The sequence below is a fragment of the Caulobacter sp. genome (genome assembly GCF_039596335.1).
GTDB lineage: Bacteria > Pseudomonadota > Alphaproteobacteria > Caulobacterales > Caulobacteraceae > Caulobacter.
The window spans coordinates 260,868-287,707 of record NZ_JBCNJZ010000003.1; the positions used below are offsets into that span (position 1 = coordinate 260,868).

17 protein-coding genes are annotated in these 26,840 nt (G+C 68.4%); 12 read left to right on the forward strand and 5 right to left on the reverse strand.

The window, feature by feature from the left end; translation table 11 throughout:
• Positions 1–5: 5 nt before the first annotated feature.
• Positions 6–1,187, reverse strand: a complete 1,182-nt coding sequence (locus ABDW31_RS07825; protein ID WP_184718023.1) for an NnrS family protein — start codon at positions 1,185–1,187, stop codon at positions 6–8.
• 189 nt (positions 1,188–1,376) lie between these two features.
• Between ABDW31_RS07825 and ABDW31_RS07830 the strand changes: the two genes are divergently transcribed.
• Both ABDW31_RS07830 and ABDW31_RS07835 read left to right on the forward strand, forming a co-directional pair.
• Positions 1,377–2,144 carry a cyclic nucleotide-binding domain-containing protein gene (locus ABDW31_RS07830; RefSeq protein WP_184718024.1) on the forward strand — a complete coding sequence of 256 codons (768 nt, stop codon included), beginning with the start codon at positions 1,377–1,379 and terminating at the stop codon, positions 2,142–2,144.
• Positions 2,144–2,656, forward strand: coding sequence for a 6-carboxytetrahydropterin synthase (locus tag ABDW31_RS07835; protein WP_184718026.1), 513 nt, complete (start codon positions 2,144–2,146; stop codon positions 2,654–2,656). Before ABDW31_RS07830 ends, ABDW31_RS07835 begins: the two co-directional genes overlap by 1 nt.
• Here ABDW31_RS07835 and ABDW31_RS07840 read toward each other — a convergent pair.
• Positions 2,653–4,875, reverse strand: coding sequence for an adenosylcobalamin-dependent ribonucleoside-diphosphate reductase (locus ABDW31_RS07840; RefSeq protein ID WP_184718028.1), 2,223 nt, complete (start codon positions 4,873–4,875; stop codon positions 2,653–2,655). The genes ABDW31_RS07835 and ABDW31_RS07840 overlap by 4 nt on opposite strands.
• A gap of 189 nt (positions 4,876–5,064) precedes the next feature.
• Here ABDW31_RS07840 and ABDW31_RS07845 point away from each other — a divergent pair, with 189 nt between their 5' ends.
• Positions 5,065–6,675, forward strand: coding sequence for a hypothetical protein (locus ABDW31_RS07845; RefSeq protein ID WP_184718030.1), 1,611 nt, complete (start codon positions 5,065–5,067; stop codon positions 6,673–6,675).
• A 37-nt stretch (positions 6,676–6,712) separates the two neighbouring features.
• On the opposite strand, the gene ABDW31_RS07850 is transcribed toward ABDW31_RS07845, so the two are convergent.
• The gene (locus ABDW31_RS07850; RefSeq protein WP_184718032.1) at positions 6,713–6,853 is read right to left on the reverse strand and encodes a hypothetical protein; all 141 of its coding nucleotides are present in this window, start codon (positions 6,851–6,853) and stop codon (positions 6,713–6,715) included.
• A 329-nt stretch (positions 6,854–7,182) separates the two neighbouring features.
• Between ABDW31_RS07850 and ABDW31_RS07855 the strand changes: the two genes are divergently transcribed.
• The gene (locus tag ABDW31_RS07855) at positions 7,183–8,097 is read left to right on the forward strand and encodes a DUF4861 family protein (protein WP_184718034.1); all 915 of its coding nucleotides are present in this window, start codon (positions 7,183–7,185) and stop codon (positions 8,095–8,097) included.
• On the opposite strand, the gene ABDW31_RS07860 is transcribed toward ABDW31_RS07855, so the two are convergent.
• On the reverse strand, positions 8,094–10,550 hold the full coding sequence (locus tag ABDW31_RS07860) for a glycoside hydrolase family 3 N-terminal domain-containing protein (RefSeq protein WP_343698460.1): 2,457 nt from the start codon (positions 10,548–10,550) through the stop codon (positions 8,094–8,096). The genes ABDW31_RS07855 and ABDW31_RS07860 overlap by 4 nt on opposite strands.
• A gap of 140 nt (positions 10,551–10,690) precedes the next feature.
• Between ABDW31_RS07860 and ABDW31_RS07865 the strand changes: the two genes are divergently transcribed.
• The gene (locus ABDW31_RS07865) at positions 10,691–11,845 is read left to right on the forward strand and encodes a glycoside hydrolase family 88 protein (RefSeq protein WP_184718038.1); all 1,155 of its coding nucleotides are present in this window, start codon (positions 10,691–10,693) and stop codon (positions 11,843–11,845) included.
• Positions 11,842–13,098, forward strand: a complete 1,257-nt coding sequence (locus tag ABDW31_RS07870; RefSeq protein WP_184718040.1) for an alginate lyase family protein — start codon at positions 11,842–11,844, stop codon at positions 13,096–13,098. The genes ABDW31_RS07865 and ABDW31_RS07870 overlap by 4 nt, the downstream gene beginning before the upstream one ends.
• Positions 13,099–13,197: 99 nt before the next feature.
• Here ABDW31_RS07870 and ABDW31_RS07875 read toward each other — a convergent pair whose 3' ends face one another.
• Positions 13,198–14,265 (reverse strand): alginate lyase family protein, encoded by a 1,068-nt coding sequence (locus ABDW31_RS07875; protein ID WP_184718042.1) that lies wholly within the window; start codon positions 14,263–14,265, stop codon positions 13,198–13,200.
• A gap of 178 nt (positions 14,266–14,443) precedes the next feature.
• Here ABDW31_RS07875 and ABDW31_RS07880 point away from each other — a divergent pair, with 178 nt between their 5' ends.
• The 6 genes from ABDW31_RS07880 to ABDW31_RS07905 all read left to right on the forward strand — a co-directional run bounded on the left by ABDW31_RS07880 (position 14,444) and on the right by ABDW31_RS07905 (position 26,814).
• Complete coding sequence (locus ABDW31_RS07880; RefSeq protein ID WP_184718044.1) at positions 14,444–17,545, forward strand: TonB-dependent receptor; 3,102 nt, start codon at positions 14,444–14,446, stop codon at positions 17,543–17,545.
• 253 nt (positions 17,546–17,798) lie between these two features.
• A complete protein-coding gene (locus tag ABDW31_RS07885; protein ID WP_184718046.1) occupies positions 17,799–20,402 on the forward strand; it encodes a TonB-dependent receptor in 2,604 nt (867 codons plus the stop codon).
• 90 nt (positions 20,403–20,492) lie between these two features.
• Positions 20,493–21,023 (forward strand): sigma-70 family RNA polymerase sigma factor, encoded by a 531-nt coding sequence (locus tag ABDW31_RS07890; RefSeq protein WP_184718048.1) that lies wholly within the window; start codon positions 20,493–20,495, stop codon positions 21,021–21,023.
• Positions 21,024–21,026: 3 nt separating this feature from the next.
• Positions 21,027–22,004, forward strand: a complete 978-nt coding sequence (locus tag ABDW31_RS07895; RefSeq protein WP_184718050.1) for a FecR domain-containing protein — start codon at positions 21,027–21,029, stop codon at positions 22,002–22,004.
• A 98-nt stretch (positions 22,005–22,102) separates the two neighbouring features.
• On the forward strand, positions 22,103–23,950 hold the full coding sequence (locus tag ABDW31_RS07900) for a hypothetical protein (protein WP_343698461.1): 1,848 nt from the start codon (positions 22,103–22,105) through the stop codon (positions 23,948–23,950).
• Between the two features lie 47 nt (positions 23,951–23,997).
• Positions 23,998–26,814 carry a TonB-dependent receptor gene (locus ABDW31_RS07905; RefSeq protein WP_184718054.1) on the forward strand — a complete coding sequence of 939 codons (2,817 nt, stop codon included), beginning with the start codon at positions 23,998–24,000 and terminating at the stop codon, positions 26,812–26,814.
• Positions 26,815–26,840 lie beyond the last annotated feature (26 nt).

Below are 26,840 nucleotides of genomic sequence, written 5' to 3' on the forward strand. Positions count from 1 at the left end.
CCTTTCTAGGCCTTGGCGGGGCGGGGTGTCACCAGCATCCGGCCGTAGACGATGGCGAAGCCGCCGAACGCCAGGCCCCACAGCAGGGCGGCCAGGCCCAGCAGGCCGGCCATGGCCTCGGGGACTAGGGGCGCGGCGACCCGCAGGATCGTGGCCAGATTGGCGGCCAGGTAGATCGCCACGGTGGTGCGATCGGCCTGCAAGGGACGGCCAGTGTGGCCGCGGCTGGCGCGGGTCATCATCGCCAGGACCATGACGCCCATGGCGCCCGCCGTCAGCGCGTGCAGGCCGGCCGAGGATGGGATGAGGCCCGCGACGCCCAGGCCCAGCAGGATCAGGCCGGGGATAAGCCAGCCGTAGCCGACGTGCAGGATGGCCACCAGCGGATCGCGGCGGGCGGCCCAGCCGCGCCAGCGCCACAGCCGCACGGCGTGGACCAGGCCCGCCAGGACCAGCAGGGCGCCGACCGGGGCGGTGGTCGGCAGGACGACCCACAGCAGCATGGCCGCGACGGTCAGGACCAGGGCGGCCTTGTCGACGATGCCGAAGACGGCGGGCTCGACGGCGATGGCGCGGGCCTTCAGCCAGTTGCGGGTGAAGCTGGGCGTCACCCGGCCGCCGATCAGGGCCAGCATGATGGCGACGACGCCGATGGCCACGCGCTCGCCCATGCCACCAAGATTAAGGCCGCCCAGACCCACGGCGGTGTCCAGGTGGAAGCCAATATTGGCCAGGGCCAGTACGCCGGTTAGCAGGGCGATCGGCAGGTTTCGCCAGTTCTTGCCGGCCAGCACCTCGCGGGCGATCACCCCGGCGAACACCACCAGGAAGGCGCTGTCGATCACGGCGGCCCAGGGGGCGAAGGCCGGCGGGGTCAGCATGGCGATCCGGCCGGCCAGCCACAGGATCCATAGCCCCGCCAGCGGCGCGCCGATCACCGGCATCCGGCCCGTCCAGTTGGGCACGGCGGTCGTGAGGAAGCCGGCGACCACCGCGGCGATGACCCCGAACAGCATCTCGTGGACGTGCCAGTTGCGGTCGATGGCCAGCGGTCCGCCCAGGAAGGTCCAGACCCACAGCGGGACCGCCGCCGTAGCCCACACCGCCGCCGACAGGAAGAACGGTCGGAAGCCGTAGCTGAACAGGGGAGGGCCGGCATATTCCCGGCGGCGTTGGGCGGTGGACATGGGCGGTCTCCAAGAAGAACCGCCAGTCTCGCGCGAGGGGCCGCCGCGAACGTTGTCGGGGCGCAAAGATGACCGATGTTCCTTGAGCCTCGCCAAGGCTGCGCTTGATGGAAGTTTGACGTGGCGCAACGTCAGGTCGGGCGCCGGGGGCTAGGGTCGATGACCCGACCGCTGTCCGAGACGCCCCTCATGTCGATCAAACCCGCCGATCTGGCCCGCATCCGCGAGCTGCCGCTGCTGGCCAACGCCAGCGACGAGTCCATGACGCTCATCAGCCAGAGCGCCTTCCTGCAGTGGACGCCCAAGGGCGCCGACCTGGTCACCGAAGGCGACCACAACGACTTCCTGTACATTCTGCTGCAGGGCGCGGTGGAGCTGGAGGGCACCTGGCGCGACCGCGACTCGACCCTGGCCGTGCTGCGACCGCTGTCGACCTTCGTCGTCGCCTCGGTGGTGCTGGAGGCGCCGGCCCTGATGACTGCCCGCACCCTGGCGCGCAGCCAGCTGCTGATGGTGCCCGGCGAGATCTTCCGGAGGATCATCCGCGAGGATGCGCGCGTGGCCCTGGCGGTGATCGAGGAGTTGTCGGGCTGCTACAGCGGCGTGGTCCGCACCCTGAAGGCCTACAAGCTGCGCGCGCCGCTGGTGCGCCTGGCCAACTATCTGATCGTCCAGCAGCGCCGGCAGGGCGGGTCGATCGTGCGCCTGCCGCTGCAGAAGCGGATGCTGGCCTCGCTGCTGGGCGTCACGCCCGAGAGCCTGTCGCGAGCCTTCGCAGCGCTCAGCGAATACGGCGTCCAGGTCGACGGGCCGCTGGTGACCATCGCCAAGCCGGCCCTGCTGGCGCGGCTGGCCGGACCGGATCCGCTGATCGACAATCCGATGCCGGCGGCCGGCGTGCTGATGGGTCAGGCCAGCCGCGAGCGCGCCGCCCACGAGGACGGCGTGGTCGCCTGATGGCCTATCGTTCGATCAAGACCTATGGCGCGGACCGGGGCCTGTCCTGCGCCTATCGCCAGTGGGCGGCCGAGAGCCACTGCCAGCTGCTACATGGCTATTCGCTGGGTTTCGTGTTCGACTTCGCCGCCGAGCAGCTGGATACGCGCGGCTGGGTCGTCGACTTCGGCAAAAGCGGCTTCGGCGCGATCCGCGACTGGCTGCACCACATGTTCGACCACACCCTGCTGGTCGCCGCCGACGACCCGGCGCGTGCCGAGTTCGAGCGGCTGCAGCGTCTTGGCCTGGCCCAGGTGCGCATCGTCCCCGGCGTCAGCGCCGAGGCCCTGGCCGCGCACGTCTTCGAGCACGCCCAGAACTTGATCGCGATCGCCACCAAGGGTCGCTGCTGGGTCGCCAGCGTCGAGTGCCGCGAGCACGGCGCCAACGGGGCGGTCTACGAAAACCCCGACGCTGTGCTGCGTCAGGTCAGCGCCGAAGCGCTGACCCGAGCCTTACAAGGCGCGGCTTAACCGCACTTGGAATAGCCGCAGTCCAGGCAGCTGTCGCAGCCCTCCTTGCGCATCAGATTGGCCCCGCCGCAGCGGGGGCAGGCGCGAGGCACGAATGGACGGGCTGCGGCTTCGGGTTCTGCTTCCACCGGCTCGGCCTTGCGCGGCTCGCTCGGCGTGCGCGCCAAGTGCCGTTCCACGACCCCGCCGATCGCCGCCGGCAGCGAGGGGACGTAGCGGCCCGATAGCCAGGCGCCGCCCTGGGGATCGAACACCGCCTTCAGCTCCTCGGCCACGAAGGCCACGTCGCCGCCGCGCCGAAACACCGCCGAGATCATCCGTGTCAGGGCCAGGGTCCAGGCGTAGTGCTCCATGTTCTTGGAGTTGACGAAGATCTCGAACGGCCGCTCGCCGTCGGGGGCGTCGTTTATGGTCACGTAGACGGCGTGGGCGCTGTGCGGCCACTTGATCTTGTAGGTGACGCCATCCAGAGCGTCGCTGCGGGCCAGCAGATGCGTCGGCTCCGGCGGGGCGGTCGGCGCGTCGCTGGCCACCGACAGCACAGAGCCGGTGATGGCGTTCGGGCGATAGGTGGTCAGACCCTTGCAGCCCATCCGCCAGCCCTCGAGATAGACGTCGCAGAAGCGGTCGAAGTCGATGTCTTCGGGGCAGTTGACGGTCTTGGAGATCGAGCTGTCGACCATCTCCTGCGCGGCGGCCTGCATCAGCAGGTGCTGAGCCGGGGTCAGGGTCTGGGCCGTGACGAAAACGTCGGCCGGCGGGGCCTCGTCGCCGCGCAGGCGCTTCCAGACCGACAGGGCGTAGTCCTCGACCGCCTCGTCACGGGTGCTGCCATCGGGCTGGCGCACCTTGCGGACATAGGAATAGGCGAACACCGGCTCGACGCCCGATGAGACATTGCCGGCCACGATCGAGGTGGTGCCGGTGGGCGCGATCGAGGTCAGGCAGCCGTTGCGCAGACCGTGCTGGGCGATCAGGGCGCGGGTGTCGTCGTCCAGGTCCAGCAGGTTGGGTCGGTCCAGGATCGCGGGGTCGTAGAACGGGTAAGGGCCCTTCTCGGCGGCCAGTTCGGCGGACGCGCGATAGGCCTCGCGCTTGATCACGCCCAGCCAGCGACGGGTGGTCTCGGCGGCTTCTTCCGAGCCATAGGCCTGGCCGCAGAAGATCAGGGCGTCGGCCAGGCCGGTGATGCCCAGGCCCAGCCGGCGCTTGTCGCGCGCCTCCTTGCCTTGCGCCTCCAGCGGGAAGCGCGAGATGTCGATGACGTTGTCCAGCAGACGGATGGCGGTGCGGGTCAGCTCGGCCAGCCGCTCCTGGTCCAGCGCCGCGCCCGGCGTGAAGGGTTCGGGCACTAGCCGCGCCAGGTTGATCGAGCCCAGCAGGCAAGCGCCATAGGGCGGCAGCATCTGCTCGCCGCAGGGGTTCGAGGCGCTGATGGTCTCGCAATCGGCCAGATTGTTCTGGGCGTTGACCCGGTCGATGAAGATCACCCCCGGCTCGGCGCAGTCATAGGTGGCCTGCATCAACCGCTTCCACAGATCGGCGGCCGGTACGGTGCGATAGGTCTCGCCGCCGAAAGTCAGCGGCCACGCTTCGTCGCGTTGCAGGGCTTCCAGGAAGGCGTCGGTGACCAGGACCGACAGGTTGAAATTGCGCAGGCGCGTGGCGTTACGCTTGGCGTCGATGAAGGCCTCGATGTCGGGGTGGTCGATGCGCAGGCAGCCCATCATCGCCCCGCGCCGCTGGCCGGCCGACAGGATGGTGCGGCACATCGAGTCCCAGACGTCCATGAAGCTCAGGGGCCCCGAGGCGTCGGCACCGACTCCGCGGACCGGCGCGCCGGAGGGACGGATGGTCGAGAAGTCCATGCCCACGCCGCCGCCCTGCTGCATGGTCACGGCCGCCTCGCGCAGGTGGTCGAAGATGCCGGGCAGGTCGTCGGGCAGGGTCCCCATGACGAAGCAGTTGAACAGGGTCACCGACCGCGCCGTGCCGGCACCGGCCAGGATCCGCCCGGCAGGGATGAACTGGAAGTCCTCCAGCGCCGACAGGAAGCGGGTGCGCCAGGCGCTGCGGTGGTCGGGGTCCTCGGCCTGAGCGACGGCGTCGGCCACGCGGGCCCAGGTGTCCTGCACGGTGGCGTCGCCGCCGCCTTCCGCAGGGTGGAAGCGATACTTCGACGCCCAGATTTCCGCGGCCAGGGCGGTTTCGAAGGTCATGACGGGACTCCGGCTCGACTAGGGGGACATCGAGGCTCCCGGATTCGCCAGACGGGGGGATTGTCGAGGCGCAAGGACGCGGCGCTTTTGCGAGCGAGTCGCGGGATGCGCCCACAACCTTGATCGCGACGTGCGCGCCATTGTAGATCGCCGCCATCGCGGGGGCGCGATCGCTTACGGAGTCTGTAAGTGTTGAATGCAACGCACCGTGTCGGCGGACTCACGCCGGCCGCGGACCCATCTCTGCCGCCCAAACGGATCCTGGCGGCGCTTACCCCTCTCATTCTTCTCCTGGGCTCGCCGCTGGCGGCCAACGCTCAGGAGGCATCACGGAACTTCGGCGGGACCGAGCTCACCGACGGCGCCGACGCCATCACCAACGACAAGACCGTCGATCTCTTCGAGGACATCAATTTCGGCGAGGGTTCGGACTCGCTGACCAACAACGGCACGATCACCGTCGGGGCCAATGCGACGGCGCCGGTCCACGTGACGTTGCTGTCGCTGGAGGGTCTGAAGAACAGCGGCATGATCGACATGCGCAATGGCCGGGTCGGCGACGTTCTGGCCATGCCGGACGACTATAACGGCGCAGGCCAGGGCCGCCTGGGCCTGGATGTCGGGGCCAGCGGCGCCGACCAGCTGATCGTCGGCGATGTCGCCAATGGCAAGACGGCCATCGTCCTGGGCGGTCTCACCACTCAGACAGCGGTGCTGACCGGCGACAAAGGCCCGATCCTGGTCAAGGCCGGCGTCGGCTCGGCCAAGGACGCCTTCAGCATCGAGAACGACGAGATCGGCTTCATCCACTACAGCGTGGTGTTCGACCCGACCGCGGCGACCTATCGCCTGCAAGGGCAGGCTGGCCGGCGGGCCTTCGAGGCGTTGAAGATCTCCGAAGGCGCGGGCGCGGCCTGGCGTCAGACGGCGGACGCCTGGAGCGCCCACGTCGCTGGCCTGCGCGAGGCGGGCGAGGCCGCCAATGGTCCGGGCCTGTGGGGACAGGTGCTGGGCCAGCGGATGGATCGCGAAGACAGCATCGCCTCGGGCGACCGCAAGGTCACCACCGACTATCGTCAGACCAGCTACGGCGGCCAGGTCGGTGTGGACCTGATCAATGTCAGCCTGGGCGACGAGCATGTCGTGGCGGGCCTGACGGCCGGTTATCTCGACACCAAGATGCGCTTCAGCGGCGTCGCCGGTCAGGATGTGGATCTGGGCGTGGCCAACTTCGGCGGCTATCTCAGCCTGACCCGCAGCGGCTACTTCCTGAACGCCCTGGCCAAGGTCGACCGTCAGTCGATCAAGGCGCGGGCGGATCTGGACGGCCTGGCCGCCAAGTTCGACGGGACCTCGTACGGCGGCCAGATCGAGGCGGGCGGGCGTTCCGAGGACGGCGGCCTGTCCTATGAGAAGCTGGTCAGCATCGCCTATGTCAGCACGCGTCTGGACGACATGCTGGTCGCCGGCCAGCGGCTGGACTTCGAGAACGCTACCGGCTTCGTGGCCAAGGCGGGCGTGCGGGGGACCGCGCGCAACGACCTGCTGGGCGGCGTGCTAAGCACCTACGGCGCGGCGTTCGTGGTTCATGACCTGACGATCAAGAACCAGCTGGACTTCGCCAGCGGCGGCCAGATTGAGCGCCTGTCCCGAGACGGCGGCCGCACCTATGGTCAAGTCCTGGCCGGGGTCAGCTTCCGCGCCGTGGGCGGGGCGATCGCGTTCCTGGAAGCCGGCGGCGACTATGGCGGCGATCGTGAAGGCGGCAGCCTGCGACTGGGCGCCCGCTTCGGCTTCTGACCCCAAGGCCGTCGAGCCATGCAGGCTCGGCGGCCGATCAGGGCTCAGGCTTGTGGACGCGGCGCTCGATGCTGACGGCGCCGTTCGGGGCAAGGGGGAGGGTGTTCGGCGTCTTCCCGTGCAACAGCTTGCCCAGCACCCAGCCGGTGTCGCCGTGGGGACGCTTGAAGACCTTCACGCCATAGGGACCAAAGGCCAGGTCTGCGCCGTCGACGACCGTGCATCGCTGGAGGTTCGGGAAAGCAGCCTCGCCGAGATGGATGGTGGAGGCGCGCCGGTCTGGTCGGCGATGGCCGGGGCGTCGAGAGCATGGTCGTGGTGCATGTGAGCGACGAGCACGCCCGCGCTGTCCATCCGCTTGTCGAGGTCGGCTGCGGGTCCTATCGCCTGGGAGGCGGTGGTCCATAAGCCGGCGCCGCTAAAGGGTGTTATCGAAAATTGGCTAGACCATTTTCGGGCCGGCGATATACCGGTCAGGTATCTGGACGCGCCAAACTGGAGGGCTCGATGCTCAAGCGGCTTTCTCTCGCCGGGATGCTTGCGCTGTCCGTGGGGGCGGCGCGGGCCCAGGATCACGCGCCCGCCCAGCCGCTGACCAAGCCTGACGCCGAGGGGCAGAAGCCGCGCGCCACGGTCGTGATCGCGCCTTACCGCTTCAACGACATCCTCTGGGAGAACGACCGCACCGCCCACCGAATCTACAGCCGCGACCTGGAGAAGAACGAGCCGCCCTCGACCTCGGGCATCGACGCCTGGGGCAAGAGCGAGCGCTGGCCCTACATGGACCGCCAGCTGCGGACCGGCGACCAGCACGCCAACCACGGGGAGGGGCTGGACTTCTATGATGTGGGGACTGGTCGAGGCTCTGGCGGGCTGGGCGTCTGGGCCGACAACAAGCTGTGGACCTCGCGCAACTGGGCCGACTGGAAGATGATCCAGAACGGGCCGGACGTGGCCAAGTTCAGCGTCGACTACGCGCCCTGGCCCGTGGATGTGGACCGCAAGGTCTGGGAGACGCGCACCTTCACCCTGCCGCTGGGCACGAACTTCACCCGCATGGTCTCGACGATTAGCTCGGACAAGCCTGGGCCGCTGGTCGTCGGGATCGGCATCTCCAAGCGCAAGCGGGCCAGCGGCTCGGGCGTGTTCAAGAAGGACCTGGCCCCCGGCCGCGTCACCTTCTGGGAGCCGGCCGATCCGACCAAGGGTTCGATGGCCATCGCCCTGATGGTCGACCCGGCCTCGGTGGTCGAGGTGCGACAGGACTTCGACAACTACCTCGTCCTGATCAAGGTCGAGGCCGGCAAGCCCTTCGTCTACTATATGGGCGCGGCCTGGGACAAAGGCCTGGACTTCCACACCGCCGCCGAGTGGGACGCCTATGTGACGGCCCAGAAGCCCGACTTCGACCCCAACCGCTAGCAGCCCTTCGGCTGCTGGGCGGGGGCCAGTCGGATGTCTTCCAGCGTCAGCGATACAGCGCCCGTCGTCGACAGCTTGAACGGCTCACTGACGGCGGCGAGGTCGGCGCCGGCCTTGGCCAGGCAGGCCAGCGCGACTTCGGCGGTCTTCCAGGCGCCGACGCTGGCGCCGGCCAGGCCGAGATCCACCGCTCCGGCGCCTAGGCCGAAGCTGGCCGTGCTGCTCGTCGCCGCATCCAGGCGATAGCGGACGCGTAGCGCCAGGCCTTGCTGCGCCTGGGCCGTCAGGCTGACCGGCTTGCCCGAGAGGGTGACCGAGCCTGGACCGGCGAACACCAGTGAGCGCCCCGACTCCTGGGCCGAGCCGTCGACCACGGCGTAGCGCGAACCGCCGCCAGGCGTGGCGGCCTGACGCGATTGGCCGGCGCGGACCGCGCCGCTGGCGTCCTTCAGGCTCAGCGACCAGGGCGGGATGATGCGGCCATCGGCCAGGAAACGTTCGACGCCGCCGGCCAACACGCCGGAGACCTCGGCTAACTGTGAGACCTGCGCCGGCTGCTTGTAGGAGAGGCCATAGCCGTAGGCGAACTGCGGATCGTAGCCGGCCTGGCCGACGTTCAGCGGACCCTGGACGGCGGTCTTGGGCCAGGAGAACGACAGCTTGCCGGTGAAGTCGTGGCGCGGCTTACCGTCCGGGCCGGCGACCAGCACATCGGCGACACCGCCGCCCTCGGTCCCCGGCAGCCAGGCGGCCACGAAGGCGTCGGCGGCGTTGATCTCGGGATTGGTCCACAGCGGCCGGCCCGACAGGAACACCGCCACGGTCGGGACGCCCTTGGCCTTCAGCGCGCGCAGCAAGGCCAGCGGCCCCTCCGGCGCGAAGTCCAGGTTGTCGACATCGCCCTGGAACTCAGCATAGGGCGTCTCGCCGAACACGACCACGGCGACGGCGGGCTTGTCGGTGAAGGCGCCGTCGGGGCTGAGCACGGCCGAGCCGCCGGCGGCGGTAGCGGCGTCGCGCAGGCCGGCCCAGATCGACTGGCCCTGCTTGAAGTCGGCATTGGTGGCGCCCGTGCCCTGCCACGAGATGGTCCAGCCGCCCGAGGCTTGGCCGATGTCGTCGGCGGCCGTCCCGGCGACCAGGATCTTCGCGCCCGGCTTCAGCGGCAGCACGCCGCCGTTGTTCTTCAGCAGCACCAGCGACTTGCGCACGGCCTCGCGGGCGAGGGCGCGATGTTCAGGCGAGGCGATGACCTTGAAGTCACCCTCGGCGGCGGGGCGTTGGGCCTCGAACAGGCCGGTCTTGACCTTGACGCGCAGGATGCGGGTCACGGCCTGGTCCAGGCGGGCCATCGGGATCTCGCCCGACTTCACCTGCGCCAGGGTGTTGGCGTAGAGGCCCTTCCAGCTGTCGGGGGCCATGTACATGTCGAGGCCCGCGTTCATCGCCAGGGCGCAGCTTTCCTTGGTGCAGCCCGGCAGCTGGCCGTGGGCGTTCCAGTCGCCGACCGTGAAGCCGGTGAAGCCCAGCGGCCCGCGCAGCACGTCGGTCAGCAGGCTCTTGTTGCCGGTGTGCTTCTCGCCGTTCCAGCTGGAGAACGAGGCCATGATGGTCAGGACGCCGGCGTCGATGGCTTCGCGATAGCCCGACAGGTGGATGTCGATCAGCTCGCGCTCGCCGCCCTTGTAGTCGCCCTGGTCCAGGCCCGCCTCGGTGCCGCCATCCGCGAGAAAGTGCTTGGCCGAGCCGGCGATGTGGCCGTTGGCCAGGTGTCCGTTGGTCAGCTTGCCCTGCAGGCCCTCGGTCATCGGGCCTTCGTAGCGGCGGGCGATGTCTGGGCTCTCGGCGTATCCCTCGTAGGTGCGGCCCCAGCGGTCGTCGCGCGGCACGGCCAGGGTCGGGCCGAAGGTCCAGTCGGCGCCGGTGGCGGCCACTTCCAGCGCGGTGGCGCGCCCGATGCGGCGGATCAGGTCGGGGTCATGCGCCGCGCCCAGGCCGATATTGTGCGGAAAGAGGGTCGCCCCGACCAGGTTGTTGTGGCCGTGCACGGCGTCAATGCCGAACATCAGCGGCACGCGGGCGCCGGGACGCTCGGAGGCGGCCTGGCGGAAGGCGCGGACCATCTCCAGCCACTTGACCGCGTCGCCGCGCTCGTCGCCGAATGGACCCGAGCTGCCGCCGGCCAGCAGCGAGCCCAGCGGGTAGGTCAGCAGGTCCTCGGGCTTGATGTAGGAGATGTCGGCCTGGATGGTCTGGCCAACCTTCTCCTCTACGGTCATGCGCTTGAGGAGGTCGGCGACGAAGGCCTCGGTCTTGGCGTCGCTCAACGCCTTGGGGCTGGCGGCCTTGGGCCAGTTGGCCGGCTGGGCCTGGCTGGAGGGCCCGGCGACGGCCGGCGCGGCCGCCAGGATCGCGGCGACGCAAACGCCCGCGGCGAGTTCAAACCGGACCATGAGTACTCTCCCTAACGCTGTTCTTCCGGCCTCGTTAGCGGAGGAAGCGTATCGTGGCCAGACCAATCTGAGTTGTCTTCGAAATGGCTTGACCAAATCCGAGCGGCGGCTAGTGATGTCCCAAATAATGGGAGGTTTCGATGCAACGACGCAGCGGCGGCGCAGCCTTGGCGCTTGTTCTTCTGGCAGCGACCGCTTCATTCGGAACCGTCCAAGCCGCGCCCTCGGCGACAGCCCGAGCCGTCTCGCCGCTGGCGGTGGCTCGTCCGGTCGCTGACTGGCAACTGGCCCACATGGACCGCTTCGACTACGTCAGCAGCTTCCGCCACCACACCGAAGCGCCGCGCGACTGGATCCAGGCGACCTTCTATATCGGCCTGACCGACTTCGCTGACGCCACCAAGGATCCGCGCTACGCCGCCGCGCTGCAGGCGCACGGCGTCAAGGAGCAATGGGGCTTCGATGGCCGGCCGCGCCACGCCGACGCCGACGTCACCGGCCAGGTCTGGCTGTGGACCGCCGCGCGCTCGGGCGATCGCAAGCAGCTCGAGCCGATCACCGCGCGCTTCGACGCCGTGCTGGCCGCGCCGTCGACGGTGTCGATGGACTTCGTGCCCAAACCTCCGGAAGGCGGCGATCCCTATTGCCAGGCCCGCTGGTGCTGGAGCGACGCCCTGTTCATGGCCCCCGCCGCCTGGGTCGGCCTGTCGAACGCGACCGGCGATCCGCGCTACCTAGCCCATGCCGACCGCGAGTTCTGGGTGACCACCGACGCGCTCTACGACCCGGTCGAGCACCTCTATTTCCGCGACAGCCGCTTCATCGAGCGTCGCGACGCTGGCGGCCGCAAGATCTTCTGGGGGCGGGGCAATGGCTGGGTGTTCGGCGGTCTGGTGCGGATCCTGTCGGCCCTGCCGGCCGACCATCCCAGCCGTCCGCGCTACGAGGCGCTGTTCAAGGACATGGCCGCAAAGCTGATCACCCTGCAGGGCGCGCAAGGCTATTGGCCCGTCTCGCTGCTAGAGCCGCAAGACGTCCCCGAGACCAGCGGCACGGGTTTCTTCGTCTACGGCCTGGCGTGGGGGATCAACAACGGCCTGCTACCGGCCAAAACCTACAAGCCGGCGGCCGTGAAGGGCTGGAACGCCCTGCAGCACGCGGTCGGTCCGGACGGCAAGCTGGGCTGGGTGCAGCAGGTCGGCGTCGCGCCGGACAAGGTCACCGCGACCGATACCCAGCTCTACGGTGTCGGCGCATTCCTGATGGCCGCGACCCAGATGGAAAAGCTGAAGTGATCAAGGCGAGCTACGCCCTGGCGGCGGTCTTGGCCGCAGCGTGCCTGGCGCCCGCGGCTCAGGCCGCCGAGCCGGGGCCGCAGTGCGTCGGCGCCCAGGGCTACGCCGCCAGTTTCGGCGAGCGGCGCACGTTCCGCTGGCGTCCGGAATGGCTGGCGGCCAGCAAGGCCCGGCGCACCGACACGCCGGCCTACAAGGCGCTGATCAAGCGGGCCGACGCGGCCCTGGCCGGACCGGTCTACACGGTCACCGACAAGCTGCGCACGCCGCCCAGCGGCGACAAGCACGACTATATCAGCATGGGGCCGTACTGGTGGCCTGACCCGGCCAAGCCGAAAGGCGAGCCCTATGTGCGGCGCGACGGCCAGGTCAATCCGGAGCGCAACACCAAGGCCTTCGACGTCACGGCGCTGGAGGCGATGAGCGGGGCGGTCGAGGCGCTGTCGCTGGCCTACTACTTCACCGACGACGCCCGCTATGCCGACAAGGCCGCCCAGCTGCTGCGGGTCTGGTTTCTGGATCCGGCCACGCGGATGAACCCCAACGCCAGCTTCGCCCAAGGCGTGCCGGGCCGCACGCCGGGCCGCGCCGAAGGGGTTCTGGACACCTTCCGCCTGCTGCGCGTGGTCGAGGGCGTGGGCCTGCTGGCGCCGTCCAAGGCGCTGTCGGCTGCCGACCAGGCCGGGCTGGAGCGCTGGTTCGCCGACTATGCCCGCTGGATGCAGACCAGCCCGACGGGCCGCGAGGAACGGGCGGCCACGAACAACCACGGCATCTGGTACGACTATCAGCTGGCGACCTTCGCCCTGTTCGCCCGCGACGAGGCTCTGGCCCGCAAGGTCATCGCCAAGACCGGCGAGGTGCGGATCGCGCCCCAGGTCGCGGCCGACGGCGGTCTGCCCGAGGAGCTGAAACGCACCCGGGCGCTGCACTACAGCTATTTCGCGCTGGAGCCGCTGGTCGGCCTGGCCGACCTGGGCCGCTGCGTTGGCGTCGACGTCTGGGGTTACCAGACCAAGGACGGGCGCGGCCTGCGCAAGGCCTTGGGGTTCCTGGCCCCCTATGTCGGGCGCGAGGCCAGCTTCCCGCACAAGGAGCTTAATCCGGCCGGGGCGGCGGGGGAGGGCGCTGAGCTCTTCACCCTGGCGGCCTGGGCCTATGGCGACGCCGATTTCGCCAAGGCCGCTGCGGTGTCGGCTGAGGCCAGTCCCAATGCGCTCGAGCGGCTGCTGATCGCGCCCTACGAGCCCTGAAGTCTGTCGATCAAGCCGGGCGATGCGTTGATTTCGCCCACCCTCCCGTATCGACGGAACGGGCGGCTGGATCCTCCTCCAGCCGCCCACTTTTTTACGCTAGCGAGTGGCTGCGTACAGCGTCAGCCAAGCCGGCGGCGACTTGCTGGTGGCCTCCGACACCGCCTTCAGCACCGGCGCGTACCGGGCGTCCAGCTGCGTCGCCAGGGCGAAGGTCTGGACGCCGTTGGCGCGGTCCCACGGATGGGGCTGATATTCCTTCTGGCCCGCCGCCGCGCGCTGGGCGTCGAAGGCGATCTTCGAACGGGCGAACTCCTGATGGGTCTTCTCGCCCAGCGCATAGGGCGCCAGCCAGTCCAGCGCGCCGGGTAGGCTGGAGCCGGCGGCGCTCTTGCGCCCGAACCAGTCCTGGCCGTGGGTCTTGGCCGTCAGGGCCGCCATCATCAGCGGATCCAGGTCATAGGTGACGTAGTGCAGGGCGTCGCGTTCGTGGAAGTCGAACACCGTGCCGTCGGGATTGATGTTGGCGGCGATCTGCCGGTCGTAGGCGTCGCGCGCTCTGGTGATCAGCTTGGCGTCGCTGGTCAGGAAGGCGGCCATGGTCGCCAGCTTCACGCGGTGGCTTTGCCAATTGGTCTCGGGCTTGTCGCGTGGCTTGTCCATCGCGTCCAGATAGCCCTCGGCCATGGCGCGGGCGAAGCGCTGGATCTTCTCGCGCCCGGCCGGCGATATCTCCGAACAGGTCAGATCACAGGCCATCATGACCTGGTCGAAATGGGTCTCGTCGATCGGATTGAACGAGATCTTGTAGACGTCCGCCCAGGCCGTCAGGAAGTGCTCGGCCGACTCGAGATAGCGGCGATCGCCGGTCATCCGATAGGCCAGCGACAGGTTCAGCATGATCGGCAGGTCCTCGCGAGCCTTGGTGCTGATCTCGCGAATACCCTTTCCGGGTAGGGTGCCTTCGGTGTGAACGACCGGCAGAGGACCGGGTTTTCGGCTCAGTCCAGCCTGGGCGCGGCGCACGATCTCGACAGCTGCCGGACGGTCGCTCAGGCCGGGCAGGGCGGTGGTGAAGCGGCCGTCCAGAAGCGCGAAATCCTGGGCGTGGGCGGTGTTTGCGAGCGCCAGCGCACAGGCCGCGCCGGCGAGAAGATATCTGACCATCTGAAAAGCCTCCTCCTTGCGTGGCCGCTTCGTTTTGAGACGCGCTTCCACATTATGGTCTGACCATATAGCGGCGGTCAGGAAGATTGGCATTACCAATTCTTGACAACGTTGGACAGTCGTCAGATACGTCATCCCAAGGGAGCCGCAAAAGCGCGCCCAGGGAGGGAATTTTCAGATGATCCAAGATCGTAGACTCGTGCGCCGCGCCACGCTGCTGGCGTCCTGCGCCGTTCTGGCCATGAGCGCATCGGCGCAGGCCCGCCAGACCCAGCCGGCCGCGCCCGCGCAAGCCGAATCCGAGACGGTCGACGCCGTCGTCGTCACTGGCTTCCGCCAGGCCTATGCCAACGCCATCGCCACCAAGCGCGACACCCTGCAGATCTCGGACGGCATCTCGTCCGACGGCCTGGGCCGCTTCCCCGACCTGAACGTCGGCGAGGCCATCCAGCGCATCCCCGGCATCCAGATCAACCGCGAGGCCGACAGCCGCAACGCCACGATCAGCCTGCGCGGCCTGCCGGGCACCTTCGCCCGCACCACCCTGAACGGCGGCGCGTTCGCCGATCCGATCCTAAACGGCTCGACCCCGCTGGGCGCCTTCAACTCGGACATCTTCTCGTCGATCAACGTGATCAAATCGCCGATGTCGACCGACCTGGCCGGCGGCCTGTCGGGCAATATCGATCTGCGCATCGCTCCGGCGCTGCAGCGCAAGGACGGCGGCTTCGCCAAGGTCAGCTATGAGTACAACGACCTGGGCAACCTGGGCAGTCCGCTGGCCTCGATCGGCTACAACAAGCACCTGACCGACGACTTCGCCGTGTTCGGCGTGGTGGCCTGGAAGGACGAGAAGTTCCGCCGCGACTCGATCACCGTGAACTCGTGGGCCAACCGGCTGGGTTCGATCCAGGTCGGCAACCAGGCCACGCCCGGCAACAACCCGACCTATGACGCCCTGATCGCCCAGTATCCGGGCGGGGTCTACTATCCCAGCCAGACCCGCCAGCTGGTCAAGTTCAACCGCGGCACCACCCTGTCGGCGGCCACCGGCTTCGAGTGGCGGATGAACGAGAACTGGAAGTTCGGGGCCAACGGCTTCATCACCAAGCGCAAGCTGGACGAGGCCACCAACAACCTCCTCTATATCGACGCCGGCGGCGGGCAGGGCTCCAACACCGCCCTGACGGCGACCTCGGCCGTCGCCGTGATCAGCGACATCGGCACCCCCTTCGTGGTCAAGACGCCGAACGGCGACCGCGCCTACATCAACAAGTTCTCCGCCGCCAACATCAACACCTTCGACTCGATCCGTTCGGAGCCGGCCACCAACCAGACCTGGGCGATCAACCCGACCCTGGAATTCAAGACCGACGACTGGCGCGCCACCGCCAACCTGACCGTCTCGCGCGCCAAGGCGATGGCCAACCAGATCGAGTTCGACATCGTCCAGAACCCGTATCGCAACCTCGGCGCGGGCGGGCTGAACGGCATCACCACCTCGGTGGACCTGGGCGGCACGGACCTGTCGAACTACACGGCGATCCTGAACACGCCGCGCGCCACCCACCTGCCGACGGGCGGGTTCACGATCCCGGCCGCGGCCAACGCCGCCACCCAGGCCGGGGCTCAGATGCCGGGCCAGGCCGCCAACGTTCCGGCCGACCGCTTCGGCGTCACCGGCACCAACGGCCAGGCCAACAACAAGCTGGACTCGCTGCAACTGGATCTGGAGCGCTCGTTCGCCGAGAATCCGTTCCTGACCAGCTTCCAGTTCGGCGGCCGGGTCGAGCGCGGCGAGTTCACCTCGATCGGTTCGCGCAACACCTCGCTGGGCTCACAGACCCAGAACATCACGCCGGCCATGGCCGCCCAGCTGTCCTATGCCCGTGACTTCTTCGGCGGCAAGGCAAGCGGCGCGACGTCCAACTGGATGGGCGTTGACGTCAATCAGATCCTGAGCGTGTTGACGCCGATCAACACCAATCCGCGCTCGGCGACCAATCCCAACGGCCTGCCGGACCAGTTCGCCCTGGGCGCGCCCGGCGTGTTCCTGACGCCCTACGGCTTCATCAACAACTACTGGGACGGCAACTACTGGAACAACAATTTCAGCACCCGTAACGACGTCTACTCGCTGTACCTGACGGCGAAATTCAAGGCTGACGTGCTGAGCATCCCGGTGCGCGGCGCCGCGGGCGTCCGCTACGAGTACACCAAGAACGACATCACGGCCCTGGACTGCAAAAACTGCTCGGCCGCGACCTCGGTCGTCGCCGGTCCGATCAACCACAGCCTGACCACCCGCAAGACCGGCCAGAACTACGACTACTGGCTGCCGTCGCTGATCGTCGCCGCCGACCTGCGCGACGACCTGGTGCTGCGCTTTGCGGCCTATTCGACCTATGTCCGCCCGCAGCCGCGCGACAACGTGCCGACCTCCTTCGTGCAGGAGCCGATCAACCTGACGCCGCCGGTCGACCCGATCTACACGGTCACCATCGGGGCCACGGACATCAAGCCGTACACCTCGGACTCGTTCGACGCCTCGCTGGAATGGTACAACCGTCCCGGCGGCCTGGTCTCGCTGGCGGCCTATCGCAAGAAGATCGATGGCTATATCGGCCCGATCACCGACCAGTCGGTGCTGTGCCCGTCCAGCGGCGTGATCCCCGGCCTGGACGTCGCCCTGGGCACCCTGACCATCGACAACTCGGCCGGTACGCCGCGCTGCATGAGCTCCAACCAGTTCATCGGGGCCGGCGGGGTATTGAAGAACGCCCAGGTCAACATCAGCGGCCGCACCAACCAGAACCCGATGACCGTCACGGGCCTGGAATTCAACATCCAGCAGAACCTCGACTTCCTGCCCGGCTTCTGGAAGGGCTTCGGCGGCGCGTTCAACTACTCGCGCACCAAGATCGACGGCGTCGACACGGCGGGCAACAAGATCACCCTGCCCAGCGTGTCGAAGAACAACATCAACGTCATCGGCTACTACGAAGCCAAGTGGGGCGGCGTGCGTCTCGTCTACAACTGGCGCGACAAGTACGACCTGGCGGCTGGCAACTCGTTCGTCGGCGACGCCCGCACCGTCAAGGCGCGCAGCCAACTGGACGCTTCGGCCTCGTTCAACGTGACCCAGGATCTGACCCTTTCGCTCGACGCCTTCAACCTGACCGACGCGACCCGGTCGGAGTACGAGAACGACCCGATGCTGCCCCGCCGCATCGACTATGACGGCCGCACCTACCAGGTGACCGTCCGCGCCAAGTTCTAGCGTTCGACCCCCCACCGCCTTGCGGCCCAGGCGCTTCCTGCGCGCCTGGGCCGTTATTTTTTGAGGAGCAAATCGGCTGGCGCGTCGTTAAGAAAACAGACCGTCATCCTGGATGACGCGCACAGCGGCCGCAGAGTCGCGAGGGGAGGTGAAGATGTTCCGGCGCGCCGCTCCCGGTCGCCGCATTGATTACTGCGCTTTGGCGCTTTCGACCCTCTGCGTCCTCGCGCCAGTAAGCGCTGTCTCCCAGACGATGTCCCGTCCCGTCGCGCCGCGCGTGCTCGACCAGGACGCCTCCAGCCTGACTTTGGCGCTGCAGCGGCTAAGCCAGACGACGGGCGCGCAGCTGCTCTACGGGCCCGACCTCGTCGCCGGCCAGTCCGCCCCGGCCTTGAGAGGCCGCATGGGTGTGGAGCGGGCGCTGACCCAGCTGCTGTCCCGCACCGACCTGGCCTTCCGCCGGACCCCCTCGGGCGTGTTCGTCATCTATCGCGCGCGGTCGGCCGCGCGTCCGGTCCACGACGCTCCGGTGGTGCGCCAGGCCGCGTCGATCGAGCCGGTCGTCGGCCTGGAGGCGGTGGTCATCACCTCGGGCAAGCGCCTGGAGACCCTGGGCCGCTCCGACGCCTCGGTGCAGGCGCTGTCGAGCCAGATGATGGATCGCACCGGCGTGCGTGACTTCGAGGACCTGGCCAAGCTGGCCCCGTCCCTGACCATCTCGAAGACCACCCAGCCGGGCAACAACAGCATCAATATCCGCGGGGTGGGGACCTATTCCTATTCGATCGGCACCGAGCCCAGCGTGGTGGTGGTGGTCGACGACGTGCCCCAGGCCTTCCAGGCGATGGCGTTCTCGGCCCTGGCCGACGTGCAGCAGGTCGAGATCCTGCGCGGGCCGCAGAGCACCTTGTTTGGCAAGTCCTCGGCGGCCGGGGTGATCTACATCACCACCAAGCCGGCCAGCGACGTGTTCGGCGTCCAGGCCGAGGCGCTGATCACCGACGACCACGAGGAGCGGATGCAGGCGGCCGTCACTGGGCCGATCAGCGACACCCTGAAGTTCCGCGCCGTCGCCGCGTACAGCCGCTATCGGGGCACCGTCTACAACCTGGCCACCCGCCGCTGGCTGAACGGCCAGTCGGACGTCAATCTGCGGGCCAAGCTGGTCTGGACGCCGGGCGACGACTGGACGGTGTCGGTCTCGCCGCACATGACCCGAACCCTGTCGTCCTGCTGTGTGGGGGCGGACACCTACATCTCGCCCAACGCCACCCTGGCCCGGGCCGAACTGAACCGCGAGGCGGTGCTGCGCGGCATCGTGCCGGGGCCGGACAATCGCGAAGCCCGATACAACATCAACGCTCGGGGCAATTCCACCGACGTCGGGGTCAACGTCCGCGTCGTCGGAGCGGTCGGCTCGTGGCGGCTGACTTCGATCACGGCGGTGGATCGCTACACGCTCTACGACCGCCAGGACACCGACGCCACCGACCTGGACTACAGCCTGCTGGATCCGCGGCTGCCGCGCGGTGGCTCGGCCAATGGCGGCGACTTCCTGATCCGGGCGGAGAGCCAGGAGGTGCGGCTGAACAGTCCCTCGGGCGGGCGCTGGGACTATGTCGGCGGGCTGTATCTGGGCCGGACGCGGTCGGAGCGCTATTTCGTGCGCGGCTCCGACAGCCTGGGCGACTACAACGGCTTGCCGGCGCTGCCGACCACCAACAGTACCCTCTATTCGCGCTACATGGCCCGCACGACCCTGCGCACCTTCGCCGCGTTCGGCCAGGGCAGCTATGCGGTCAATGACCGGCTGTCGATCCTGTCAGGCTTGCGGTTGAGCCACGAGCGGATCGGCTATCGCTTCTACGACCTGGGCGCGGGCGTGACCTACGGCGCGCCGGCCTGTTCGCGCACCACGCCCTCGGTGGCGATCGAAACCTGCCACGCCGACACCGCGCTGAGCGGCCGGATCGGCCTGCAGGGCGCGCTGGCGCCGGGCCTGACCGCCTATGCCACCTACTCGACCGGCTACAAGGGCCGGGCCTATGACCTGACCAGCAGCCTGACCATGCGTACGCCGCTGGCCAGCGGACCCTATGCCGGCCTGCCGGCCGCCGATGTCGTGGCCGCCCAGCAGCCGATCGCCTCGGAGACGGTGGCCAATTACGAGGCGGGTGTCCGGGCGATCTCGGCCGATCGCAATCTCAGCTGGAACTTGACGCTCTACCAGGAGCGCTTCGCCGGCTTCCAGGCCCAGAGCCGCGACGACGCCATCGGCCTGAATGTGCTCAACAGCATCGGCAGCATGCGCGCCGAGGGCGTGGAGAGCGAGTTCAGCGCCCGCCTGACGCCACGCCTGACCCTGGCCGGCGCGGCCAACTACAACCGGGCGATCATGCGCGATTTCGCCAATGCCGCCTGCTATCTGGGCCAGACGGCGGCGCAGGGCTGCGTGGGCGGCCGTCAGGACCTGTCGGGCAAGACCCTGTTCAACGCCCCGCGCTGGTCGCTGAACCTCAACGCCTTCTACCAGCGGCCGCTGGCCGGCGATCGGCGGCTGGAGATCAACGCCGGCTACCGTTGGCGCTCGCGGGTGATCTTCGGTCTGCTGCAGGACCCCGCCTCACGCGACGGAGCCCAAGGCGTGCTGGACGTCTCGGCCGCGGTCGGCGGTCCGGGCTGGCGTCTGACCGGCTTCGTCGACAACGTCCTGGACCAGCGCATCGCCCTGACGCGGGGGCGCAATGTGCAGTGGAACCTGCTGGGCGTCGACGGCCGGCCGGCCCAGGCCACGCACTGGAAACCCTCGCGCGACAGTGGCCGCCACATGGGCCTGCGCCTGGCGGTGGATTACTGACGTGTGGTTTTCTTTGAGGATCGGGCGAGGAGGCGCGTCGGAACAGAAGAGCGGACAACAGAGCCGTCTTTGGGAGGTACTGGTCTAGGCATGGTCGCGCAGCCCAAACTCGATCCGCGCGAGCAGGCCTTCTTCGAGCGCCTGTCGGTGGCCTATCGCGGGCCGCTGATCGCCTATTTCCAGCGCCGTGTGCGCTCGCGCGAGGAGGCCGAAGACCTGACGCAGGAGGTGTTCCTGCGCCTGGTGCGGCGACCGGAAGGCGCGGACCTCGACAATCCCGAGGCGTTCGTGTTCAGCGCGGCGGTCAATCTACTGCGCGACCGGATGCGGCGGGACAAGACCTTCCGCAGCCACTTGAACGAGACCGAGCACCGGCAGGAACGCTTTGAGGGTATTTCGCCCGAGCGCGTCCTACAGGATAGGCAGGCGCTGCAGACGGTGATGCGGCGACTGGACGAGCTGGACGAACGGACTCGCGACGCCTTCATCCTGCACCGGCTGGAGGGCTGGAAGCACGCCGAGATCGCCCGCGCTTTCGGTGTGTCCGTCAGCTCGGTCGAGAAGTACATCATCAAGGCCCTGGCGCACCTGATGCGGTCGCCCGGTCCCTACAAGAGCTGAGCCGTGACGAACCCGTTGCAACAGTCCCTGATCGACGAAGCCGCCGCCGGCTGGGCCGCGCGGCGCCTGGGCGGCGACGCTATGGACGAAGCCGGCTTCACGCGCTGGCTGGACGAGAACCTGGCGCACGCCGAAGCCTATGACCGCGCCGAGGCCGCTTGGAGCCTGATCGGGCAGGGGGCGGGAGCGCCGGATTTACTGGCCGCCCGCCGCGACGCCCTGGCGCGCGCGCGTCGTCCCAAGGTCGTCCGGTTCGATCGCCGTCTGGCGGCCGCCGGCCTGGTCGCCGCCGTGGCCGCGCCGCTGGGCGGCGCCTGGTGGTGGAGCCGCCGGCGCGAGGACGACCAGCTGATCCAGACCGCCCTGGGCGAGCAGCGCACCTTGACCCTGGCCGACGGCAGCCGCGTGACCCTGGACGCCCTGACGGTCATGCGGGTGCGCTACACGCCCGGCCTGCGATCGATCGATCTGGTCGCCGGTCGCGCCTATTTCGAGGTGGCCAAGGACGCCAGCCGGCCGATGCGGGTCCGCGCCGGTCCGCGCACCGTCACCGCCCTGGGCACGGCCTTCTCGGTGCGCCGCGAGCCGCGCGAGACCATCGTCGTCCTGGCCGAAGGCAAGGTCTCGGTCAGCAATCACGAGAGCACGGCCGCCCTGGCGGTCATGCATCCGGGCCAGACCATGGTGTTGGGCGACGGCCTGGGCGTCAGTCCGCCGAGCGCTGTCGACTTGGACCGCGCCCTGGCCTGGCGGCGCGGGCAGGTGGTGCTGGACAATGTCGCCCTGGCCGACGCGGCCGCGGAGATGAACCACTACTCGACCCTGCAGGTGGTGGTCGCCGACGCCCGCCTGCGGACCTTGAGGGTCAGCGGCACCTTCAACGCCGGCGACAGCGCCGCCTTCGTCGAGGCCGTGCAATCCTACTTCCCGGTGCGGGTCGAAAAGCGCGCCACGACGGTGGAGCTGCACGCCGCGCGATAAAAATCGCGGGCCCCGAAAAAACTTTTGAGGAGGTCGCCGGCCAGCGCGTCGGAACGGTCAAGAGCAAGGTCGAAACGACCATCTTGGGAGGACCGTCCTTGAAGCTGACACCGGTTACTTGTGCCGCGCTCTCCAGCGGCATCCTGCTGGCCCTGGCGAGCCCTAGCCTCGCCCAGCCCGCGCCCATCCCCGCCTTCGACGCCACGGTCCGCGACCGCATCCAGCCCCAGACCGAGCAGCTGCTGATCAAGCTGGTGCAGGACGGCCGCAAGCTGGAGCTGGACGGCACCCCGGTGTTCAACGGCAGCGACAAGTTCCTGCCCGGCAAGATCGCCCTGGGCCTGGTGGACTATCTGATCGCCCTGCCGGCCGACGATCCGCGCCTGCCCAAGTACCTGGCCGACTTCCGCAAGATCGCCAAGCTGACGGCCGACGACGCCAATGACAGCTGGGGCGCCTACTACTACCTGTCGGCCCTGAACAAGCTGCGGGAAGCCGGCCGCCTGAAGGAGGCCGTCGATCCTCTGACCCTGGCCAAGCTGCGCGTGCGGCTGGACTGGCGGATGTTCGTCGACGTCGACACCTATGCGCTGATCGACCACCCCAACAACTACTACTGCGTGGCCTTCGCGATGGCCCGCCTGCGCACCCGCATGGGCTGGGACGACGGCGCGCCGGCCGAGAAGCTGTATTCCAAGATCGCCGAGCACTACGACCTCTATTCGGGCCAGTACGGCTTCGCCGACGAGACCGACGGCGACGGCCGCTTCGACCGCTACAGCGTGCTCTTGGCCGGCGAGATCGCCCAGCGCTACATCGAGACGGGCGGCAAGCCGCCGGCTGAGACCATCGCCTGGCTGCGCAAGTCGGCCGACGTGATGATGATGCGCCTGGACGCCGAAGGCCGCGGCTTCGAATACGGCCGCAGCATCGGTCCCTACGGCGAGACGGCGATCATCGAGGTGCTGACCGCCGCGGCGGTGCTGGATCTGCTGACCCCGGCCGAGAAGGATCTGGCCTATGCCTACTCGGCCCGCGCGGCGCAGCGCTATGTCGAGTTCTGGCAGGACCCCAAGACCGGTTCGGTGAACCTGTGGGACGGCGGCCGTCGCACTGACGACTATCGCGGCAAGTTCCGGATCCTGGGCGAGAACCTCTCCCTGGCTCACCAGTACGCCTACACCAGCGCCCACTGGGCGCGGATGGGCTATGCGGGCAAGGCTCCGGCCGCAGACTGGGCCAAGGGCCTCGCCACCCTGCCGCGCCGCCAGGTCACCTGGTTCGCCAAGGGCAAGTACGACCGCCTGCTGGTCAGCACCCGCGACGGCGACCGGATGGTCAGCCTGCCGGTGATCAACGGCGGCGCCAGCCAGCACATGCACAATCCGTACTTCCCGATCCCGTTCTCGCCCGGGATGCTGGAAGCCTCGCCCGACGGCGTCGCGCCGTTCCTGACCCCGCGCCTGACGCTGGCCGACGGCGCGCAGCTGATGCCGCTGGCCTACATCAAGGACGCCAAGGTCGAGGCCAAGGGCGCCCGCACCACCGTCTCTTGGCGCCAGGACGAACTGGACCGGATGGGTGAGCGCGCCCCTGTCGCCGACGCCCGCGTCTCGGTCGCCACGACCTATGTCCTGGAGCCTGGCCGCATCACCCGCACCGACGTCTTCACCCCGGCCAAGGGCGTGACCGTCAAGGACGTCGAGCTTCAGCTGGGTTCGTTCTCCAGCGGCCCAAGTCAGGCCGGCGGCGTCACCACCTTCGCCGACGGAGCGGTGCGCCGCTTCGCCGTCGAGGGGATCAAGGCCTGCGCGTCCAGCGCGCCGGGCCAGGACAAGGAATACCGCGCCGCGACCGGGGCCATGGCGACCAAGGTCGTCTGCCAAGGCGCGCCGGCGGCCGCCTCGGGGTCGTTCAAGATCACCTGGCGGATCGACTACCGCTGAGCGGAAACCGCCAACAAAAACAAAGATAAGTAAGAGGGGAAGAGCCTATGAAGTCCCAGTTCTATCGCGGCCTGCTGCTGTCGGCGGCCATCATCCTGCCGGCTCAAGCCTGGGCCCAGACCGAAGCGCCGCAGGCTGAAAGCGCCGCCGTCGACGAGATCGTCGTCACCTCGGCCCGCGCCACCCAGCGCAGCTCGATCGAGACCAAGCGCACCGCCAGCGTCATCGTCGACGGCATCGTCAATGACGAGATCGGCGCTCTGCCCGACAACTCGGTGGCCGACACGCTGGAGCGCATCACCGGCGTCACCGCCGACCGCTTCAAGGGCAACGCCAACGAGCTGTCCGTCCGCGGCCTTGGCCCGACGCTCAGCTTCTCGACCTTCAACGGCCGCGAGGTCTCGACCGCCGGTCCCGACCGCTCGGTGGCCTTCCAGCAGTTCCCGTCGGAACTGGTCAACGGCGTGCTGGTCTACAAGAGCCAGCAGGCCGACTTCCTCGAAGGCGGCCTGGCCGGCGTCATCGAGCTGAAGTCGATCCGTCCGATCGACTACGGCCGTCGCCGCATCCAGATGGAGGTGCGCGGCGCCTACCTGCCCAAGGACGACGACATCCGCGGCCGCAACGGCCTCGGCTATCGCGGCAACATCTCCTACACCGACAGCTGGGACACCAAGCTGGGCGAGATGGGGGTGAGCATCGGCTACCAGCGTCTGGATCAGGCCACGCCTGAGGACTACTACATCACCAACTCGGCCTTCGTGCCGTGCACCACCTATGCGGCGGCCCCCGGCACCTCGACGGCCAACTGCTCGAATGCTGCGACCGCGCCGACTGGCTCGACGATCGGCCCGCGCTACTTCGCCACCAGCGCCCGCACCTTCCAGGCCAAGGTCACCGACGAGGTGCGCAAGGCGGTGATGGGCACGTTCCAGTGGAAGCCGACCCCCAACCTCGACATCAGCCTGGACGGCCAGTACTCGACCCGCAACAGCGGTGAGCGCCGCAACCAGCTGGCCATCACCGAAGGCCTGCGCGGCATCCAGCCGCTGCTGGTCGGCGACGGCGGCGACTACAGCAACGGCGCCCTGATGCGCTACAGCGGCAACTCCAACCTCGAGATCCAGCTCGAGAACCGCCAGCGCAACGAGAAGTACATCGGCGGCGGCGGCGCGGTGACCTGGACGCCCACCGAGCGCCTGACGGTCAGCGGCGACCTGTCCTATTCGCAGTCACACCGCACCGAGCTGCAGAAGGCCACCAACATGCGCTCGGCCAACCGCGTGGCCTATACGCTGGACGCCACCGGCGACGAGGTCCCGTCGGTGACCTTCACCAATTTCGACGTCAGCGATCCCTCGAACTTCCTGATCGCCACGCCGACCAACAACAGCAACTACGCGCGCTATCGTCAGGTCACCGACCGCTTCGACAAGATCGGCGCAGTGCGGGCGGACGTGACTTACGAGCTGGCCGAGGATGGCTTCTTCCAGAGCATCAAGTTCGGCGGCCGCCTGTCGGATCACCGCCGCACCCAGGACGCCAACAACAACGCCGACGTGAACCTGCCCGTCGCCTATGACGGTCGTACGCCGGCCCAGCTGGTCGCCGCCGCCAACGCCAACTGCCGCACGCCGTTCGTCAACAGCAACTTCATGGACGGCAAGGGCAATGTCCGCTCGTGGGCGCTATTCGACAACGACTGCCTGTTCCGCACCTATACCGGCCGCGACAGCAACCCGCTGCCGTCCAACGCCCCCGGTCCGGAAGACTCCAACATCCGTGAGCGGATCAGCACCGCCTATGTGATGACCAACTTCCGCACCCAGCTGGGCGACACCCCGGTCTCGGGTAACGCCGGCGTCCGCTATGTGCGCACCCGCGTGCTGTCGAAGGGCTTCCGCGGCGAGGTCACCGTGACCCCGTCGACCGGCGGTTCGGCCGCGATTGTGATCCGCACCCCCGGCACCCCGCTGGAGGAGATCGAGGGCACGGGCGGCTACGAGTACTTCCTGCCCAGCGCCAACGTCGCGTTCGACCTCAGCGACGTGATGAAGCTGCGCCTGGCCGCCTACAAGGGCCTGTCGCGCTCGGGCATCGAGGACTTCAACGTCGGCATCACCCCGGTCGCCGACGCCAACGGCACCACGGTGGAATCGGTGCTGGTCAACAGCACCACCGGCAACCCGAACCTCAAGCCGATCCGCGGCTGGAATCTGGACGCCTCGCTGGAGTTCTACGTCAACCGCGACACCTCGTTCGCCGTCGCCACCTATTACAAGTGGCTGACGGGGGCGGCGTTCGACGCCCGCGAGCCGCTGCCGACCACGATCATCGCCAACGGCCAGCCGGTGACCTTCAACGCCATCGCGCCGGCCAACGACCCCAACACCCGCGAGCTGTACGGCATCGAGTTCAGCGGCAACCACGCCTTCACCTACCTGCCGGGCCTGCTCAGCGGCTTCGGCGTGTCGGGCAGCCTGGCCATCACCGAGGCCGACTTCGAGTTCGCCGACCCCTCGACGGTCGGTCCTTATGTCGATCCGGCCAACCTGATCGGCCTGTCGAAGTACACCGGCAACGGCTCGGTCTTCTGGGAGAACGACAAGCTCTCGCTGCGCGCCTCGTACCGCTACCGTTCGAACTACTTCAAGCCGAACAGCGGCTCGAACCGCAGCGTCAAGGGCTCGGGCTTCCTGAACCTGTCGGCGACCTACGACTTGACCAAGCAGGTCCAGTTGAAGCTGCAGGCGCTGAACGTCACCAACACCCGGGACATCATGTTCAAGCCCGGCGAAGACTCCATCACCGAGGTCAGCGACAACGGTCCGCAGATCTATTTCGGCGTCCGGATGCGCTTCTAAACCCGATCTCGGCGCGGTTTAATTCC

Bases quoted from the DNA above. Each gene is read 5' to 3' on its own strand.
- ABDW31_RS07825 (WP_184718023.1), bottom strand. From the start codon at position 1,187: ATGTCCACCGCCCAACGCCGCCGGGAATATGCCGGCCCTCCCCTGTTC.
- ABDW31_RS07830 (WP_184718024.1), top strand. From the start codon at position 1,377: ATGTCGATCAAACCCGCCGATCTGGCCCGCATCCGCGAGCTGCCGCTG.
- ABDW31_RS07835 (WP_184718026.1), top strand. From the start codon at position 2,144: ATGGCCTATCGTTCGATCAAGACCTATGGCGCGGACCGGGGCCTGTCC.
- ABDW31_RS07840 (WP_184718028.1), bottom strand. From the start codon at position 4,875: ATGACCTTCGAAACCGCCCTGGCCGCGGAAATCTGGGCGTCGAAGTAT.
- ABDW31_RS07855 (WP_184718034.1), top strand. From the start codon at position 7,183: ATGCTCAAGCGGCTTTCTCTCGCCGGGATGCTTGCGCTGTCCGTGGGG.
- ABDW31_RS07860 (WP_343698460.1), bottom strand. From the start codon at position 10,550: ATGGTCCGGTTTGAACTCGCCGCGGGCGTTTGCGTCGCCGCGATCCTG.
- ABDW31_RS07865 (WP_184718038.1), top strand. From the start codon at position 10,691: ATGCAACGACGCAGCGGCGGCGCAGCCTTGGCGCTTGTTCTTCTGGCA.
- ABDW31_RS07875 (WP_184718042.1), bottom strand. From the start codon at position 14,265: ATGGTCAGATATCTTCTCGCCGGCGCGGCCTGTGCGCTGGCGCTCGCA.
- ABDW31_RS07880 (WP_184718044.1), top strand. From the start codon at position 14,444: ATGATCCAAGATCGTAGACTCGTGCGCCGCGCCACGCTGCTGGCGTCC.
- ABDW31_RS07885 (WP_184718046.1), top strand. From the start codon at position 17,799: ATGTCCCGTCCCGTCGCGCCGCGCGTGCTCGACCAGGACGCCTCCAGC.
- ABDW31_RS07890 (WP_184718048.1), top strand. From the start codon at position 20,493: ATGGTCGCGCAGCCCAAACTCGATCCGCGCGAGCAGGCCTTCTTCGAG.
- ABDW31_RS07905 (WP_184718054.1), top strand. From the start codon at position 23,998: ATGAAGTCCCAGTTCTATCGCGGCCTGCTGCTGTCGGCGGCCATCATC.